Raw genomic sequence first — 17,774 nt, 5'->3', positions numbered from 1 at the left:
CACGAACGGAGTGACCATGGACGCTCTCTCCCGCCGCACCCTGCTGGCGGCCGGCGCCGCCACCGCCGCCACCCTGGCGGCCGGCTGCGGCAGCAACCACGCCGCCGGCGGGGAGCGGGCGACCGGTTCCGCCAAGCCCACCGGTGGCGCGGACGCCGGGCAGAGCGCCACTCCCACCCCGGCCCCGGCCCCGGCCCCGGCCCCCAAGCCGCAGGCCGTCCTGATCGGCGACGGCTCCACCTCCGACACCGGTGTCCAGCCGCGCCAGCCCGTCCCCGAGCGGCTGCAGCCCGGGCAGCGCCCGCCACAGTTCGTGGTCTTCTCCTGGGACGGCGCCGGCGAGCTCGACAACGGCCTGTTCGCCCGCTTCCGCCGGCTGGCCCAGGATCACGACGCGAAGATGACCTTCTTCCTCAGCGGCCTCTACCTGCTGCCCGAGTCCAAGAAGGACCTCTACCGCCCGCCGCAGCACAAGGTCGGCGCCTCCGACATCGGCTACCTCAGCGACCGGCACATCCGCGACACCCTGGAGAACGTGCACGCGGCCTGGCTGGAGGGCCACGAGATCGGCACCCACTTCAACGGCCACTTCTGCGGCGCCACCGGCGTCGGCAAGTGGTCCCCGGAGGAGTGGGACAGCGAGATCCAGCAGGCGATGGACTTCGTGACGAACTGGCGCACCAACACCGGCTTCACCGACCTGCCCGCGCTGCCCTTCGACTACCGCAAGGAGCTGATCGGCAGCCGCACCCCCTGCCTGGAGGGCCAGCGCAACCTGCTGCCCACCGCGGTCAAGCGCGGCTGGCGCTACGACAGCAGCGGCAACGGCACCCAGGTGTGGCCGCAGAAGATCCAGGGCGGCGCGCTGTGGGACCTCCCGCTGCAGTCCATCCCCTTCCCCGGGCACACCTTCCAGGTGCTCTCGATGGACTACAACATCATGTACAACCAGTGCGGCCCCAACACCAAGGCCGACCCGGCGCTCCACCCGGGCTTCCAGGCCCAGGCCCGCGACGCCTACCTGATGGGCTTCGACCGCACCTACAACAGCAACCGGGCGCCGTACATCATCGGCAACCACTTCGAGGAGTGGAACGGCGGCATCTACATGAACGCCGTCGAGGACGTCCTCAAGACCGTCGCGGGCAAGTCGGAGGTCCGGCTGGTCTCCTTCCGCCAGCTGGTCGACTGGCTGGACGCCCAGGACCCGGCGGTGCTGCGCAAGCTGCAGACCCTCGCCCCGGGCCAGTCCCCGACGGGCGGCTGGGAGGCCTTCCTCGGCACCCCGGCGGCGGCGCCGGTCCCCTCCTCCGCCGGCACCGCCACCACCGCCACCACCGCCACCACCGCCACCACCGCCGCCGCCGGCTGACCGTCAGGACCGGGTACGGACCCGGCCGGAGAGCAGCGCTCCCAGCAGGGCGACCCCGGCCATCACCAGCAGGATCACCGCGAAGGCGCCGGGCGAGCCGGCGCCTTCGGCCTGTCCGTGGCCGGCCGCCAGGGCTCCGCCGCCCAGCGCCGCGAACAGCACCCCGGCCAGGCCCGTGAGCAGCACATTGCCCAGCGCGTCGCTCATCTGCAGCGCGGCCGAGTTCGCCCCGGCGTCCTCCGGCGCGGACAGCTTCATCATCAGCACGCTGACGCTCGCGATGGCCAGTCCCATCCCGACGCCGCCGATCCCCCAGGCCACCGCCGCCACCCAGGCCGGCACCCCCGGGACCAGCACCAGCGCGGCGCCCGCGATCGCCGCCGCGGTCAGCACGAAGCCGCCCCGGATCATCGCCTCGCGGTAGCGCTCGGCCCCCGGCCGGCCCTGCAGCCAGGAACCCAGCGCCCAGGAGAGCCCGCCGCTGGTCAGGGTGAGCCCGGCCAGCGTCGGCGACAGGCCGCGCTGGGTGGTCATCATCAGCGGGATGAAGGCCTCGGCCGCGAAGAACGCCCCCGCGGCCACCCCGCGCAGCAGGATCACCGTCGGCAGCCCACGCCCCGCCCGCAGGGTCCGCTTCGGCAGCAGCCCCAGGACGGCCGGCGCCAGCAGCGCCGCCCCGGCGATCCCGGGAAGCAGCCCGATCAGGTCGCGGCGCTGGCCCGCGTACTGCAGCAGCCCGGCACCGAGCGCCGCCATCGCGGCCAGCACGGTGCGGCGGCGGTCGAAGTCCGCGCCCTTGGCCACCGGGTGCTCCCGCTCGGAGCGGGCCAGCGCCGGGCCCATCACGGCCAGCGGCAGCAGGATCAGCACCGGCACGGCCAGGAACACCCAGCGCCAGCCGAGGTGCTGGGTGACCGCCCCGGCGACCAGCGGGCCCACGATCGAGGGCAGCACCCAGGCCGAGGAGAAGGCCGCGAACACCGACGGCCGCAGCCGCTCCGGATAGGCCCGGCCGACCACCACGTACAGCGCGACGATCACCAGCCCGCCGCCGAGGCCCTGGATCGCCCGGCCGGCCACGAACACCCACATCCCGGGCGCCGTCCCGGCCACCAGCAGGCCGACGCCGAACACCCCGATCCCGGTGAACAGCGGCTGCAGCGGCCCGCGCCGGTCGCACCACTGGCCGGAGACGACCAGGGCGAACAGCGTGGTGGTGAAGTAGCCGGAGAAGGCGAAGGCGTACAGCCCGAGGCCGTGCAGTTGGCGGGCCGCCGTCGGCATCGCGGTGTTGACGGCCGTCGCCTCGAAGGCGATCACCAGGACCACCGAGACGATCCCCAGCGTCAGCGCGCGGTAGCGGCCGCTGAGCACCCCGCCGCCGGGGTCGTCGTCGAGGGGTATCGGTACGGGGTCGACCGAGGTGGGGGAGGCAGTGGTCATACGTGACATCGTAAGAGCCGTCCGCGCCGATGACCCCTGACCAGAGTCGGTGACCGACTGGTCCCGTGGGCCTAGGTCCCCGTCGGTGCCACGTCAGTGCAGCACCTTGAGGCCGACCACGCCGGAGACGATCAGCAGCAGGCAGGCGATCCGGGCCATGGTCACCGCGTCCCCCAGGGCGGCCATCCCGTAGAGCGCGGTGCCGACCGCGCCGATGCCGACCCAGACCGCGTACCCGGTGCCGATCGGAATGGTGCGCATCGCGTACGCCAGGCCGCCCATGCTGAACAGCAGCGCGACGCCGAAGACGAGGGTGGGAACGAGGCGGGAGAAGCCCTTGGACGATTCCAGGGCGACCGCCCAGACGGTCTCCAGGAGACCCGAGACGATCAGAACGAGCCAGGCCACGACGGTGTACCTCCGCAGTCCACAGCGGCCGGATTGCCGCTGAACTGCGCCGTCTTGTCGTCACCGGGTACGACGCGCTCGTCCGGGGTGGCGTGAATAACGCCACCGCTCTTCGACCGTAGCACACATTGCCATACAGAATTTACAAAACTTCGTTGACCCTCCTCCCCCGGATCCGCCACCATGAATTCACTGGCCGTGTGCCCGAGTGGCTGAGGGGACCGTCTGCAAAGCGGTGTACGCGGGTTCAATTCCCGCCACGGCCTCGATGAAAAAGGAATTGCCGGTCGACCCGGAAAAGTCGACCGGCAATTCCTTTTGCGCATTTCCCCACTCAGGCCGTGACGGCGTCCTCCGGCCGGATCGGCAGCCGGCCGACCGGCAGGGCCGTGGCGGCGCGGACGGCCGCGGCGACGGCCGCCGGGGCGACCACCGCGGGGGCCGCGCCGACCGCCTTGGCACCGAAGGGGGCGACCACGTCGCGCTCCTCCAGCAGCGCGGCGATCCGCACCTGCGGGGTGTCCAGCGCGGTGGGCAGCCGGTAGCCCGTGAGCGAGGGGTTCTGCAGCACGCCGCCCTCGGTGCGCAGGTCCTCCAGCAGTGCCAGGCCGACGCCCTGGGCCACGCCCGCCTCGATCCGGTCCTCGATCTGCCGCGGGTTCAGCGCCCGGCCGACGTCCTGGGCGACCGTCATCTCGACCACCCGCACGGCGCCCAGCTCGATGTCCACGTCCACCACCGCGCGCATCGCGCAGAACGAGATGGAGACGAAGGCGTCGCCCTGCCCGGCCTCGTCCAGCGGCTCGGTGGGGTGCGGGCGGCACTGCGCGGTGGCCCAGAGCTCCTTGCCCTCCAGCGCCTCGGCGACCGGCATGCCGAGCACCCCGTCGTACGAGGTGATCTTGCCGTCGGCGATCTGCAGCAGCTCCGCCGACATCCCGAAGTTGGCCGCGATCGGCTGCAGCAGCTGGTGGCGGACCATCAGCGCGGCCCGCTCGACGGCGCCGCCGGAGACCCAGGTGTGCCGGCCGCGGGCGGAGGGCCCGGCGATCGACTGGTCGCTGTCGGCCGGCGCGATGTAGACCTCGCTGACTCCCAGCACGGTCTGCACGATCTGCCGGGCCAGCGTGGCGAAGCCCTGCCCGGCGTCGACGGCCGCGCAGATCACCGTGGCGTGGTCGCCGCTGACCCGCACGGTCGCGGTGGACACCTCGTCCTCGCCCTCGGCGCCCAGCATGTGCACCATGCCGACGGCGTAGCCGATGCCGCGCCGCACCGCCGCCGGGTCGCCCGCGCCGCCGGGCCCGCCCGGCAGCAGCCACTCGGCGTCCGGGTCGTCCACCGGCAGGGCCGGCAGCGGCTCGTCCGCGACGGCGTCCAGCAGCGCGCGCACCGGCGCCGGGCAGGTGACCGCCTGCCCGGTGGGCAGCAGGTCGCCGGTGGACATCGCGTTGCGCCGGCGGATCTCCACCGGGTCCACGCCCACCCGGGCGGCCAGCTGGTCCAGCTGCGACTCGTACGCGAAGCAGGCCTGCAGCGCGCCCTCGCCGCGCATCCGCCCGGCCGGCGGGTTGTTGGTGCGCACCGCCCAGGCGTCCACGAAGACGTTGGGGCAGACGTACGGGCCGGCCGAGAAGGCCGCCGCGGCGGCCAGCGCCTCGGCGGAGACGTCCGCGTAGGCGCCGCCGTCCAGCAGGATCTGCGCCTCGACCTTCACCAACGTGCCCTCGGCGTCGGCGTGGTGGCGGTAGCGCAGGAGCGCGGGGTGGCGCGAGGTGTGGGTCTGGAAGGACTCCTCGCGGGTGAGGGTCATCTTCACCGGGCGGCCGGTGCGCAGCGCCAGCAGGGCCAGGGTGACCTGGAAGGAGATGTCCTCGCGGTCGGTGGTGGCGCCGGGCACGCCGGTGACCACCAGCCGGACCCGGTCGGGCTCCAGGCCGAGGCATGCGGCGGTGCGGTCGCGGTCGCCGTGCGGGTCGGTGGAGGACAGGTGCAGCTCGACGCCGCCGTCCGGGCGCGGCACGGCCAGGCCGGCCTCGGCGCCGAGCGGCGCCGGGTCCTGCCGGCCGACCTGGTAGAGGCCCTCGACGACGATCTCGCCGACCGCCTCGGAGTCCCCGGTGCGCAGCGGCAGGTGGCGGAAGAGGTTGCCGTCCGGGTGCAGCGGCGGCGCGGTGAAGGCCTGCTCGGGGTCGGTCACGGCCTCCAAGGGCTCGTAGTCGACCGTGATCAGACCGACCGCCAGCCGGGCGGTGTCCGGGTGGTCGGCGGCCACCGCGGCGATCGGCTCGCCGTGGTGGCGCACCACGCCGGCGGCCAGCACCGGCCGGTCGGCGACGACCGGGCCGGCCGGGGCGCCGTCGGGGGTGCCGTCCGGGCCGGGCGGCAGGTCGGCGGCGGTGACCACGGCGTGCACGCCGGGCAGCGCGAGCGCGGCCGAGGTGTCGATGCCGCGGATCCGGGCGTGCGGGTGCGGCGAGCGCAGCACCGCGCCCCACAGCAGCCCCTCGGCCCACAGGTCGGCCGCGTACGGGTAGATGCCGAGCGCCTTGGGCAGCGCGTCGCTGCGCAGCGGGGAGCTGCCCAGGCCGAACGGCTCCGGTGCGCCGCCCTCGCCGCCGTCCTGCTGGAGTGCTGCGCCGATGTCGGTAGGCGACGTCATGATGCGTGGTCGTCCTCGGGGAGCCGGATGCCGTGGGCGGGGGTGGCACCGTACGGGACGCCGGCCGGGGAACCGCCCTCGACCGGGGCACCGTGCGGGTGCTGGGCGGCGTACGGGGTGCCGTGCGGCGGCGTGCCGTCGAAGGCGGCGCCGGGCAGCGGGGTGCCGTGCGCGGGGGTCGGCTCGTAGACCGGGGCGTCGTACCCGGTGTCGTAGCCGTTCTGCTGCTGGTGGCCGTCCGGGTAGGGCAGGTAGGTGCCGTGGGCGGGGGTGGTGCCCTGGTACGGCTGCTCGGGGTAGCCCTGCGGCGGGTAGTAGACCTGGTCGCCGGAGGCCTGGGCGGGGATGCCGCCCTGGAGCGGGGCCAGGCCGGTGTCGTACACGCCGGTGTCGTAGCCGCCCGACGGGTCGCCGTACGGCGTCGGGGCGTGGGCCTGCTCGACGGGCTGCTGCTCGACGGGCTGCGGCGCGGCCGGGTGGGCCTCGACGTGCTGCGGTTCGAGGTGCTGCGGTTCGAGGTGCTGCGGCTCGACGTGCTGCTGCTCGACGTGCTGCGGCTCGACGTGCTGCGGCTCGACCTGCTGGTGGGGGACGTGCTGCTGCGGGACGTGCTCGATCCAGGCGTCGGCGTCGGTGTAGACCGGCAGCTCGACGGCCGGCTCGGGTTCGACGGCCACAGCCGCCTCGGCGGACCGGTCGTCGGCCTCCGGAGCGGGAGCGGCGGCCTCCTCCGCCTCCTCGGCCACCGCCGCGCGGGCCTCCGCGACGGTCTGGACGGCGGCCAGTACGCCCTTGTAGCCGGTGCAGCGGCAGAGGTTGCCGCAGAGCGCCTGCCGGGCCTCGACCTCGGTGGGCCGGTGGTTGCGCTGGAGCAGGTCGTGCACCGCCATCGCCATGCCGGGCGTGCAGTAGCCGCACTGCACGGCGCCGGAGGCGGCCAGCGCCTGCTGGACGTCGCTCGCGCCGCCGGCGGCGGACAGGCCCTCGACGGTGTTGATCTCGCTGTCGGCGGCCAGCGCGGCGGGCACCAGGCAGCCGGCCACCAGCTGGCCGTCCACCTGCACCGAGCAGGCCCCGCACTCGCCCTGTTCGCAGCCGTCCTTGGCGCCGGCCAGGCCGAGCCGCTCGCGCAGCACGTAGAGCAGGCTCTCGCCGATCCAGGCGTCGGTGACGGGCCGTTCGAAACCGTTGACCCGCAGCGTGTAGGAGGCGCACGGGCGCAGCTCGCGGCTGACCTGCGGGGAGAGGCCGAGCGGGTCGGCGTCGAGGGTCTCGATGGGGTCTGTGGTCACTTCAGCGCCCTTCCCAGTGCCCGTCGGGCCAGCACCGCTACGGTACGCCGCAGCCGAACGGCCGCTGCGGTCGGCCCCTCGGTCACGGCCTCCCAGGCGCCCTCGGCGCCGTAGTTGTCGGGGACGCAGGCGGTGGCCACGTACTCGCCGAAGGCGGCGTTCGCGGCCGGGTCGATCTCCCGGCTGCCGTCCCAGTCGATGCAGCCGGCCACCCAGGCCTCGGCTTCCAGCGGGCGCAGCGGCACCGGGGCGACGGCGCCGACGGCGCAGCGCACCGAGCGCCGGGCCGGGTCGAGGACGAGGGCGACCGAGGCGGTGGCGCGGGCCGGGCCGCTGCGGCCGGTGGCCTTGAGGAAGACCTGCGGGGCGTGCAGCAGCGGGACGCGCACCCAGGTGAGCAGTTCGCCGGGGCGCACCGGGTCGAGGCCGGTGAGCAGGTGACTGACCGGCACCTCGCGGCTGGCGCCGGCCCGGGCGAGGGTGACGGTGGCCTCCAGTGCGGCGAGCACCGGGAGGGTGTCGCCGGCCGGGGCGGCGGTGACGATGTTGCCGCCGAGGGTGCCGACGTTGCGGACCTGCGGCGGGCCGGCGGTGCGGGCGGCGTCGGCGAGCGCGGGGATGAGCGCGGCGAAGTCGGGGCGGTCCATCCGGGCGTGGGTGAGTCCGGCGCCGAGGACGGCGGTGCCGCCGTCCTCGTAGCGCCAGCCGCGCAGTTCGGTGATCCGGCCGAGTCCGACCAGGGCGGCGGGGCGCAGCCGTCCTGCGTTGACGGCTTCCATGAGGTCGGTGGCTCCGGCCACCGGTACCGCGGCCGGGGCGGCGGCCAGCGCGTCGACGGCCTCGTCGAGCGAGGCCGGCAGCATGATCGTCCGGTTCACCTGGGTCCCACCGTGCTCCACTTGCTCATCGATCGCCTGCCGCCCGCGGCCTTGGGCCGTGGTGTCCGCGTCAGCAGCCCGGCCTGGCCCGTAGGGTACGGGCGATCGGGCCGGGTTGGGCAACTCTGGCACACAATGCTCGATGATCACTTCGGGGCCGGTGAACGGGACTGCCCGATTGGGACGGATACCGGGCGGTATCTGCCCCGTCCCTGGCCGGGCCAGGGCAGATGTTCATCAGTTCTTGACGTCCGACGACCACTCAGAAGTTCCCGGAAGGCGATCACCGCACCGGCGGCGGGCCCGCGATCGGCCGGCCGGCCACGCCGGGGCGGCGCTGCCAGGGCAGCGGCCCGTCGGCCGGGCGGTACTCGACGCCGAGCGCGTCCAGCACCTTCAGGTGCGTCGCCAGCCGCCGCTCGAAGCCGGCGAAGTCGCGCTCGGCCGGCCCGGCGGGCAGCTCGGACCAGGCGACCTCGGCGAAGGCGACCAACCGGGGGAAGGCCCGGTAGTCGATGTCCCGGGCGCTGTCCATGAACTCGCTCCACAGGTTGGCCTGGGTGCCGATCACGTGCCGCGCCGCGGCCTCGTCCAGCTGCGCGGGCACCGGCTCGAAGCGGTAGACGTCCTCCAGCGTGCGCACAAAGCCGACCGGGATCGGCTCGTCCGGCCCGTCCGCCTGCCGGTGGTCGAAGTAGACGTGCTGCTCGGGGCACATCACCACGTCGTGCCCGGCCTCCGCGGCGGCGATCCCGCCGCCGAAGCCGCGCCAGGAGGCGACGGCGGCACGGGACCGCCCCCACACCTCCGGGCGCTCGGCACGCGGCGCCGACGGTCTCCCCCAGCCTGGCGGCCGGGAGGTGCCCCCACCCGCCGGCGCTCCCCCCTTCGGCGTGGTGGCAATGGCGAGCCCGCCCTCCAGGATCTCGTCCCAGCCGATCAGCCGGCGGCCGCGCTCGGCCAGCCAGCGGTCGAAGTGCCGGATGAGGTGGCTCTGCAGCTCGTCCTCGTTGGCCAGGCCCAGCTCGCGGATCCGGGCCTGGGCGGCGGCGCTGTCCTTCCACTGCTCCTTGGGGCACTCGTCGCCGCCGAGGTGCACGAACTCGGACGGGAAGAGCTCCAGGACCTCCTCCAGCACCCCCTCGAAGAAGCGCAGGGTCTCCTCGGAGGCGTTGAGCACGTGGTGGCTCACCCCCCAGTCCGTCCAGACGCCGAGCGCGGCGGTGTCCACCACGTCGGTGTTGCCCAACTCGGGGTAGGCGGCGACGGCGGCCTGGGTGTGGCCGGGCAGGTCGATCTCCGGGACGACGGTCACCCCGCGGGCGGCCGCGTACGCGACGATCTCGCGCAGGTCGTCCTGGGTGTAGTAGCCGCCGTGCGGGCGGTCGTCGCGGCGCCCGGCGGACCGGTAGCCGACCATCGAACGCTCCCGCCAGGCGCCGTGCTCGGTCAGCCTCGGGTAGCGCCTGATCTCCACCCGCCAGCCCTGGTCGTCGGTCAGGTGCAGGTGCAGCACGTTGAGTTTGTGCGCGGCCAGCAGGTCGACGAAGCGCAGCACGTCCGACTTGGGCAGGAAGTGCCGGGCAACGTCGAGCAGCGCGCCGCGCCAGCCGAACCGGGGGGCGTCCTCGATGTCGGCGCCGGGCAGCACCCAGCCCTCACGGCGCAGCGGCGACCGCCGGAAGGCGTCCGGCCCGAGCAGCTGCCGCAGGGTCTGCGCCGCCCACAGCGCGCCCGCCGGGCCGCCCGCGGCGAGCAGCGCGTGGCCGGGGCGCACCGTGATCCGGTACGCCTCGGCGGCGAGCGTGCCGTCCCGGACCAGTTCGATGCCCGCGCCCGGCCGGCCCGGGCCGAACGGCAGCCCGGTGGCGGCGGACAGCGTGCCGCGCAGCCAGCGCTCGGCGTCGGCCAGCGCGGGCGGTGCGGTCAGCGTGGTGGCGGCGTCGAGCGGGAAGTCCTCGTCCGGGCGGCGAACGGCGCTCGAAGGAGCGGGAATGAGGTCCATTCCGACATCCTGCCCACGCCCCGGACGATTGGCATAGACCACCTCGGAAACGCGGTGCCATGCAAAACGGCGCCGCGCACCGGCGGGCTACTTGTTGTTGTTGTCGCCGTCGCCGCCCTGCGGCTTGCCGATGCCGTCGTAGATCTCCTTGCACATCGGGCAAACCGGGTACTTCTTCGGGTCGCGCCCGGGCACCCACACCTTGCCGCAGAGCGCCACCACGGGAGACCCGGAGAGCGCGCTCTCCATGATCTTGTCCTTCTGGACGTAGTGCGCGAAACGCTCGTGGTCGCCGTCGCCGTGGGACACCTGTGGGACGGGCTCGACCAGGGTGCCGGTGCCGAGGCCGCGCTCGGGCTCAAGAGTGCTCATGGGTGCCAAGTCTATGGGCGCCCCGGGAAACCGGGCCAGTGTCGCGCGGCGGGCCCGCGGCTCAGTTCATCGTCGGGTCGTCCGGGTAGGTCGCCAGCAGGGCGAGCGGACCGCGCTGGCGGCGCAGCACCGAGCGCCACAGCCGCTCCGGCTCGGGGCTGGAGACGTCCCCCGGCTCGCAGTCCACCAGGTACCAGGCGCCGCTCTCCAGCTCCGCCTCCAGCTGCCCCGGCGACCAGCCGGCGTACCCGGCGAAGATCCGCAGGCTGCCCAGCTCACCGGCCAGCACCTCGGGCGGCGCCTCCAGGTCCACCAGGCCGATCGCGCCGTGCACCCGCCGCCAGCCCAGCGGCTGGCCGGTGCCGGGCTCCCCCGGCGCCACCGCGAGGCCGAGCGCCGAGTCCAGCGCCACCGGTCCGCCCTGGAACACCACGGCCGGCTGGCCGACGAGTCTGCCCCAGCCGTCCAGCACACTGCCCACCTCGACCGGCGTCGGCCGGTTGAGGACCACACCGAGCGCCCCCTCGGCGTCGTGGTCGAGGAGGAGCACCACCGCCCGCGCGAAGTTCGGGTCGGTGAGCAGGGGCGTCGCGACGAGCAGACGGCCGGTGTGGGACCGGCCTCCGTGCGAATGGGCCGCCGTCATGCCTCACATGATCCCGCAGAACGGCACCGGTCGGACACCGCAACGCCCGAAACCACGCCACGCCGGACCAACACCCGTACGGCCGCATCGGCGGGCCCCTTACCCCCGGAGAGAGCACCATCACGGGGAGAGGCTCACGGGAACCAACGGCACGCCCACTACCATCTACGTCTGGTGGACGCCTATACGGTGCCGACTCGGTTTCGCCGGGGGCCCGAACGCGCCCGTACGACCGGTCCACCACCGGCTCTCTACCGGAGCCCTTCCCCACTCCTCTGGCACCCCGGATTGCGAGAACGATGACCGACGACGTCCTGCTGGTCCACGGCGGAAACCCGCTCGAAGGCGAGATCCGCGTCCGCGGAGCGAAGAACCTGGTCCCCAAGGCCATGGTCGCCGCCCTCCTCGGCCAGGGCCCCAGCAGACTGCGCAACGTCCCGGACATCCGCGACGTCAAGGTGGTTCGCGGCCTGCTGCAGCTGCACGGCGTGACGGTGCGCGCCGGCGACGAGGACGGCGAGCTGATCCTCGACCCCTCGCACGTCGAGAGCGCCAATGTGGCCGACATCGACGCACACGCCGGCTCCTCGCGGATCCCGATCCTGTTCTGCGGCCCGCTGCTGCACCGCCTCGGCCACGCCTTCATCCCGGGCCTGGGCGGCTGCGACATCGGCGGCCGCCCGGTCGACTTCCACTTCGAGGTGCTGCGCCAGTTCGGCGCCACCATCGAGAAGCACCCGCAGGGCACCTACCTGGTCGCCCAGCAGCGCCTGCGCGGCACCAAGATCGAGCTGCCCTACCCCTCGGTCGGCGCGACCGAGCAGGTGCTGCTCACCGCGGTGCTCGCCGAGGGCGTCACCGAGCTGCGCAACGCGGCCATCGAGCCGGAGATCGTCGACCTGATCTGCGTCCTGCAGAAGATGGGCGCGATCATCACGCTGGGCACCGACCGGACCATCCTGATCACCGGTGTGGACGAGCTGAACGGCTACAACCACCGCGCCCTCCCGGACCGCCTGGAGTCCGCCTCCTGGGCCTGCGCGGCGCTCGCCACCAAGGGCGACATCTACGTCCGCGGCGCCCGCCAGCTGGAGATGATGACCTTCCTCAACACCTTCCGGAAGGTCGGCGGCGCCTTCGAGGTGGACGACGAGGGCATCCGCTTCTGGCACCCGGGCGGCGAGCTCAAGGCGATCGCCCTGGAGACCGACGTGCACCCGGGCTTCCAGACCGACTGGCAGCAGCCGCTGGTCGTCGCGCTGACCCAGGCCACCGGCCTGTCCATCGTCCACGAGACGGTGTACGAGTCGCGGCTCGGCTTCACCGGCGCGCTGAACCAGATGGGCGCGCACATCCAGCTCTACCGCGAGTGCCTGGGCGGCACCCCGTGCCGCTTCGGCGCCCGCAACTTCCTGCACTCCGCGGTCGTCTCCGGCCCGTCCAAGCTGATGGGCTCCGAGCTGGTCATCCCGGACCTGCGCGGCGGCTTCTCGTACCTGATCGCGGCGCTGGCGGCCGAGGGCACCTCGACCGTGCACGGCATCGACCTGATCAACCGCGGCTACGAGAACTTCATGGAGAAGCTGCGCGACCTGGGCGCCCACGTCGAGCTGCCCAGCGAGCAGCTGGTCGACGCCTGATCACCGGCCCGACATACGGCGAGAGGCCGGGCTCCCCCCACGGGGGGAGCCCGGCCTCCGGCCGTTCAAGGGGTGGCTCAGGCAGCGCCCTTGGCGGCTTCCTTCAGCTTGGAGCCGGCGCTCACCTTGGCGCTGTAGCCCGCGGCGATCTGGATCGGCTCGCCGGTCTGCGGGTTGCGGGCGGTGCGGGCAGCGCGGTGGGTGCGCTCGAAGGTCAGGAAACCGGGGATGGTGACCTTCTCGTCGCCCTTGGCGACGACCTCGCCGACGATCTCGGCGAAGGCGGCCAGAACGGCGTCGGCGTCCTTGCGAGTCACCTCTGCGCGCTCGGACAGCGCGGCCACCAGCTCACTGCGGTTCATGTGTACTCCTGTGGTCTGTTCGCTTGCGGTGTGCGGGGGCCCATCGGTGCTCCCACCGGGGGGCACCCGGATAGGCCGCAGGTCCGCACACTGTGCTCATGCAGGCAATGCGTGGTCGCAGGCCGGGTCCGTACCCGATGCCGCGCGCCCGTGCCTTCGAAGGCCCGCCCGCCTGCCTGGATACGAATCCTGCCCCGACCGGCCCCGAGAAAGCCAATCGGGCCCCGACCGAGGCACCCGAACAACGCCCGCCCGTTGGAGGTGTGACGCTCCGTCGGCTCCGGCGGACCGGGCGCGGACGGCGGTCGGGACGACTCGCCGGAAGACCAGGGGGACGTTCCGTACTTGTCGGACACGCCTGCCCCGTGCAGGGCTACCGTACGCCCTAGGACTGACAAGCCCAAACACGCCCCTCGCCCTTGTGTCGCAAGGGTTCGGGGCGGGCTGGGCGGGTATGACCGCTATTCGCACATTTGAGCGACCAGCGGCACGTCCGCCGGTCGGGCCGTCAGAGCTTGACGGTGGGGAAGGCGGAGGTGTCCAGGGTGCCGACGATGCCTGGGGTCGGACGGGCCGGCACGGGGGCCTCCACGGCGTCCGCCAGGGCCGCATCGCGCACGGCGGCGGCGACGGTCTTGGCGACGTCCTTGTGGAAGACGCTCGGGATGATGTAGTTCGCGTTCAGCTCGTCGTCGGCGACGGTGGTGGCCAGCGCCCGGGCGGCGGCGATCATCATCTCGGTGTTGACCGTGCGGCTCTGGGCGTCCAGCAGGCCGCGGAAGACACCCGGGAAGACCAGCACGTTGTTGATCTGGTTCGGGAAGTCGCTGCGGCCGGTGGCGACCACGGCGGCGGTCTGCCGGGCGACGGCCGGCTCGACCTCCGGGTCCGGGTTGGCCAGGGCGAAGACGATCGCGTCCTCGGCCATGGTGGCCAGGTCGTCGCCGTCCAGCACGTTCGGGGCCGAGACGCCGATGAAGACGTCCGCGCCCGCCACGGCCTCCTTGAGGGTGCCGGTGCGGCCCGAGCGGTTGGTGTGCTCGGCGATCCAGCGCAGGCTCTCGTTGAGGTCCTCGCGGCCCTGGTGGACCACGCCGCGCACGTCCGCCACGGTGGCGTGCTCGACGCCGGCCGCCATCAGCAGCTTGAGGATCGCGGTGCCGGCGGCGCCCGCGCCCGACATCACCACGCGGATGTCGGCGATCTCCTTGCCGACCACCTTCAGCGCGTTGGTGAGGGCGGCCAGCACCACGATCGCGGTGCCGTGCTGGTCGTCGTGGAAGACCGGGATGTCCAGGGCCTCGCGCAGCCGGGCCTCGATCTCGAAGCAGCGCGGCGCGGAGATGTCCTCCAGGTTGATCCCCGCGAAGCCCGGGGCGATCGCCTTGACGATGGCGACGATCTCGTCGGTGTCCTGGGTGTCCAGGCAGATCGGCCAGGCGTCGATACCGGCGAAGCGCTTGAAGAGAGCCGCCTTGCCCTCCATGACCGGCAGCGCGGCCTCCGGGCCGATGTTGCCCAGGCCCAGCACCGCCGAGCCGTCGGTGACCACGGCGACGCTGTTGCGCTTGATGGTGAGGCGACGGGCGTCCTCGGGGTTCTCCGCGATCGCCATGCAGACCCGGGCGACACCCGGGGTGTAGATCATGCTGAGGTCGTCACGGTTGCGGATCGGCAGCTTGGACGACATCTCGATCTTGCCGCCGAGGTGCATCAGGAAGGTGCGGTCCGAGACCTTGCCGATCGCCACGCCGTCGATCGCCCGCAGCTTCTCGACGATCTCCTCGCCGTGCGCGACCGAGGAGGCCGCCACCGTGACGTCGATCCGCAGCGCCTCCAGGCCGGAGGCGGTGACGTCGAGACCGGTCACCGACCCGCCGGAGGACTCCACGGCCGTGGTGATCGCACTGACGGCGTTGCCCCGGGCCGGGACCTCCAGCCGTACCGTGATCGAGTTGGAGACACTGGGCACCGTCGCCATCGACGCTTCCTTCTTCCGTCTGTCCCGCAGGCTCAACATTTTGTTGAAGGCATCGCCTGCGCATGCTAGACCTCGATCGTCGCACCTTCCAAGGGGTAGCCAGAAATAACGTTCATTGAGTGTGCGGATCCGACAATCCCGGCCGGCTTCCGCCGACCTCCCCGCGACCTCCCCGCGCCTACTCCTTGCCTCTCCGGGCCGATGCGTTACATTGGACAGGCACCGGCTCGATCCAAGCCCCCGGGCCCAACCTTCGTCCCTTCGAGGGACCACTTGCCGCGAGGCGAGCATGGCGGGTCGGTGTACTAAACGTCTGAAGGCCCCTCACCAGCCGGTGAGGGGCCTTCTTCCGTAGGTCCTGCGGGTCCTGCGGGTCCCGTGTGGTTCCCGCGGGTCCCGTACGGTCCGTCAGCCGTGCAGCAGCGCGGGCACGCCGGCCGCGTCCGGCAGGTCGTCCGGGCCGGACAGCACGGTCAGCCGCTGGGTCGCCCGGGTCAGCGCGACGTACAGCACCCGCAGGCCGGCCTCCGACTCGCCCGCGATGCCGGTCGGGTCCGCCACCACGGTCGCGTCGTACTCCAGGCCCTTGGCCTCCAGGCTGCCCAGCACCACCGCGCGCTCGCCCAGGCCCTCGGCCCACCCGGCCGCCTCGGCCCGGCGGTCCATCGGCACCACGATCGCCACGGTGCCGCCCACCTCGGCCAGCAGCTGCTCCAGCTCCGCCCGGGCGGCCTTGCCGAAGGCCTCCGGCGAGGGGTCGGTGACGGCCGCGAAGCGCGGCTCCACGCCGACGTGGCGCACCGCGCTCGGCGAGGGCGTGCCCGGCGCCGCCAGCGCCAGCACCTTGGCCGCGACCTCGGCGATCTCGGCCGGGTTGCGGTAGTTCACGGTCAGCGTGAAGCGGCGCCGGGGCTTGCCGGCCAGCACCTCGTCCAGCGCGGCCTGGGCCTCCTGCGGGAACGGCCAGGAGGACTGCGCCGGGTCGCCGACGATCGTCCAGGTGGCCATCCGGGCCCGGCGGCCGATCATCCGCCACTGCATCGGGGTGAGGTCCTGGGCCTCGTCCACGATGATGTGGGCGTACTCCGTGCGCTCCACCGGCTGGCGCTCGCGCTGACGGGTGCTGCGGTCGGCGAAGGTGGTGACCTCCTCCAGGCCGGTCAGCAGGTCCATCGCGTTCACCTCGCGGACCTTCGGCCGGGCCGGCTCGCCGAGCAGCACCTGGAGCTCGTCCACCAGCGCGACGTCGTGCGCGGACAGCGCGCCCTCGCCCGCCGGGGACAGGTGGCGCCAGGAGGCGGCCAGCAGCCGCGCCTCGTCCGGGGTGACGGCGCGGCGGGCGATCCGGTTGGTGTGGCGGTGCTGCTTGAGCGTGGCCAGCACCCGGCGCGGGGTCAGGGCGGGCCACCAGGCGTCCAGGAAGTCCAGGAACGGCGCCTCGTCCGAGACGTACTCGTCGAAGCTCTCCTTCTCCTCCTGGCGCTGCTCCCGGCCGTAGTGGTCAGTGGGCTTCGGTAGGTGCTTGACGACCTCCTGCCACAGGGCGTCCAGGAGCAGCCGGCGGGCGCGCGGGCGCAGCAGGTTCAGCGGGGTGCCGCCGGAGCCCACCACGTTGCCGCGGACGGCCCGCAGCCGGCCCGCGTCCAGCTTCAGCACCTCGCCGCGGGCGACCACCTTCAGCTCCTGCGGCGCGCCCAGCTCCAGCGCCCCGCGGGCGGCCCGGCGCAGCAGCTGCGTCATCCGGGCCGAACCCTTGATCCGGGCCACCTCGGGGGTGTCGTAGGTGCCCGCCTCGATGCCGTCCACCAGCGAGCCGACGGCCCGGATGGCGACCTGGCCCTCCTCGCCGAGCGCGGGCAGCACGCCCTCGGTGTACGAGACCAGCAGCGGGGTCGGCGAGACCACCAGGATGCCCCCGGCGTAGCGGCGGCGGTCCTGGTAGAGCAGGTACGCGGCGCGGTGCAGGGCGACGGCGGTCTTGCCGGTGCCCGGGCCGCCGGTGACCAGGGTGGCGCCCGCGGCGGCGGCGCGGATCACCTCGTCCTGCTCCTTCTGGATCGAGGAGACGATGTCGCGCATCGAGTGGCTGCGGGCGCGGCCCAGCGAGGCCATCAGCGCGCCGTCGCCGACCACGGCCAGTTCCTCGCCGTCCAGGGTCGGGGTGAGGTCGGGGCGCAGCAGGTCGTCCTCGACGCCGATCACCTTGCGGCCCTTGGAGCGGATCACCCTGCGGCGGATGACCCGGCCGGGCTCGACCGGGGTGGAGCGGTAGAACGGGGCGGCGGCGGGCGCGCGCCAGTCGATCACCAGCGGGCCGTACTCGGCGTCCAGGACGCCCAGGCGGCCGATGTGGAGGGTCTCGGCGACGGCCGGGTCGGCCGGGTCGAGCGGGGTGTTCGAAGGAATGCCGTGCTCCTCCGGGGCGTCCGCCCGCTGGAGGTCGATCCGGCCGAAGAGGAAGTCCTCGAACTCGTTGTTGAGCCGCTGGAGGTGCGCGCCGGCCCGGTAGACCTGGGCGTCGCGCTCGGCGAGCGCGCCGGGGGTGCCGACCTGGACCCGCTTGGCGGCGTCCTCCAGGATGTACTCGGCTTCGGCGAGCTTCTCCTCCAACCGGTGGTAGACGGTGTCGAGGTGCTGCTGCTCACCGGCGATCTCGCGAGCGCGGACGGTCTCGTGATCGGCGGTGGGGGTGGTGTCCGTGTTGCTCTGCATG

12 protein-coding genes, 1 tRNA gene, 1 pseudogene and 1 riboswitch are annotated in these 17,774 nt (G+C 73.4%); of the genes and pseudogenes, 3 read left to right on the top strand and 11 right to left on the bottom strand.

Annotation, left to right across the window (positions count from 1 at the left end; translation table 11 throughout):
• The first annotated feature begins 16 nt into the window (after positions 1-16).
• Positions 17-1,372 (top strand): polysaccharide deacetylase family protein, encoded by a 1,356-nt coding sequence (locus ACZ52J_RS19855; protein WP_465620349.1) that lies wholly within the window; start codon positions 17-19, stop codon positions 1,370-1,372.
• A 3-nt stretch (positions 1,373-1,375) separates the two neighbouring features.
• On the opposite strand, the gene ACZ52J_RS19850 is transcribed toward ACZ52J_RS19855, so the two are convergent.
• Together ACZ52J_RS19850 and ACZ52J_RS19845 are read right to left on the bottom strand one after the other, a co-directional pair.
• Positions 1,376-2,815: an MFS transporter gene (locus tag ACZ52J_RS19850; protein WP_465620347.1), complete on the bottom strand. Its 1,440-nt coding sequence runs from the start codon at positions 2,813-2,815 to the stop codon at positions 1,376-1,378.
• A gap of 93 nt (positions 2,816-2,908) precedes the next feature.
• Positions 2,909-3,223 carry a DMT family transporter gene (locus tag ACZ52J_RS19845; RefSeq protein WP_360496791.1) on the bottom strand — a complete coding sequence of 105 codons (315 nt, stop codon included), beginning with the start codon at positions 3,221-3,223 and terminating at the stop codon, positions 2,909-2,911.
• Between the two features lie 43 nt (positions 3,224-3,266).
• Positions 3,267-3,332, bottom strand: a riboswitch (guanidine-III (ykkC-III) riboswitch).
• 85 nt (positions 3,333-3,417) lie between these two features.
• Between ACZ52J_RS19845 and ACZ52J_RS19840 the strand changes: the two genes are divergently transcribed.
• Positions 3,418-3,489: transfer RNA gene (locus ACZ52J_RS19840), tRNA-Cys, on the top strand.
• A gap of 68 nt (positions 3,490-3,557) precedes the next feature.
• Here the strand turns inward: ACZ52J_RS19840 and ACZ52J_RS19835 are convergent.
• The 6 genes and pseudogenes from ACZ52J_RS19835 to ACZ52J_RS19810 form a co-directional block, all read right to left on the bottom strand.
• Positions 3,558-5,885 carry a xanthine dehydrogenase family protein molybdopterin-binding subunit gene (locus ACZ52J_RS19835; protein ID WP_360496789.1) on the bottom strand — a complete coding sequence of 776 codons (2,328 nt, stop codon included), beginning with the start codon at positions 5,883-5,885 and terminating at the stop codon, positions 3,558-3,560.
• A 698-nt stretch (positions 5,886-6,583) separates the two neighbouring features.
• A pseudogene (locus tag ACZ52J_RS19830) lies at positions 6,584-7,102 on the bottom strand ((2Fe-2S)-binding protein); the annotation flags it as partial.
• 71 nt (positions 7,103-7,173) lie between these two features.
• On the bottom strand, positions 7,174-8,040 hold the full coding sequence (locus tag ACZ52J_RS19825; RefSeq protein WP_360497233.1) for an FAD binding domain-containing protein: 867 nt from the start codon (positions 8,038-8,040) through the stop codon (positions 7,174-7,176).
• Positions 8,041-8,338: 298 nt separating this feature from the next.
• Positions 8,339-10,060, bottom strand: coding sequence for a beta-N-acetylhexosaminidase (locus ACZ52J_RS19820; RefSeq protein ID WP_465620345.1), 1,722 nt, complete (start codon positions 10,058-10,060; stop codon positions 8,339-8,341).
• Between the two features lie 87 nt (positions 10,061-10,147).
• Positions 10,148-10,432 (bottom strand): DUF3039 domain-containing protein, encoded by a 285-nt coding sequence (locus ACZ52J_RS19815; protein ID WP_188304149.1) that lies wholly within the window; start codon positions 10,430-10,432, stop codon positions 10,148-10,150.
• A 61-nt stretch (positions 10,433-10,493) separates the two neighbouring features.
• Positions 10,494-11,078, bottom strand: coding sequence for a YqgE/AlgH family protein (locus tag ACZ52J_RS19810; RefSeq protein WP_360496783.1), 585 nt, complete (start codon positions 11,076-11,078; stop codon positions 10,494-10,496).
• A 299-nt stretch (positions 11,079-11,377) separates the two neighbouring features.
• Here ACZ52J_RS19810 and murA point away from each other — a divergent pair, with 299 nt between their 5' ends.
• Positions 11,378-12,718, top strand: coding sequence for a UDP-N-acetylglucosamine 1-carboxyvinyltransferase (gene murA / locus ACZ52J_RS19805; RefSeq protein ID WP_360496780.1), 1,341 nt, complete (start codon positions 11,378-11,380; stop codon positions 12,716-12,718).
• 77 nt (positions 12,719-12,795) lie between these two features.
• Here murA and ACZ52J_RS19800 read toward each other — a convergent pair whose 3' ends face one another.
• The 3 genes from ACZ52J_RS19800 to ACZ52J_RS19790 all read right to left on the bottom strand — a co-directional run bounded on the left by ACZ52J_RS19800 (position 12,796) and on the right by ACZ52J_RS19790 (position 17,773).
• Positions 12,796-13,080: an HU family DNA-binding protein gene (locus tag ACZ52J_RS19800; RefSeq protein WP_030242980.1), complete on the bottom strand. Its 285-nt coding sequence runs from the start codon at positions 13,078-13,080 to the stop codon at positions 12,796-12,798.
• Between the two features lie 508 nt (positions 13,081-13,588).
• Positions 13,589-15,061, bottom strand: coding sequence for an NAD-dependent malic enzyme (locus tag ACZ52J_RS19795; protein ID WP_360496777.1), 1,473 nt, complete (start codon positions 15,059-15,061; stop codon positions 13,589-13,591).
• Between the two features lie 408 nt (positions 15,062-15,469).
• Positions 15,470-17,773, bottom strand: coding sequence for a HelD family protein (locus ACZ52J_RS19790; protein WP_465620342.1), 2,304 nt, complete (start codon positions 17,771-17,773; stop codon positions 15,470-15,472).
• Between the last annotated feature and the right edge of the window lies 1 nt (position 17,774).

The organism is Kitasatospora sp. NPDC034035 (assembly GCF_055575755.1).
This window is presented reverse-complemented; position numbering and strand designations above follow the sequence as displayed.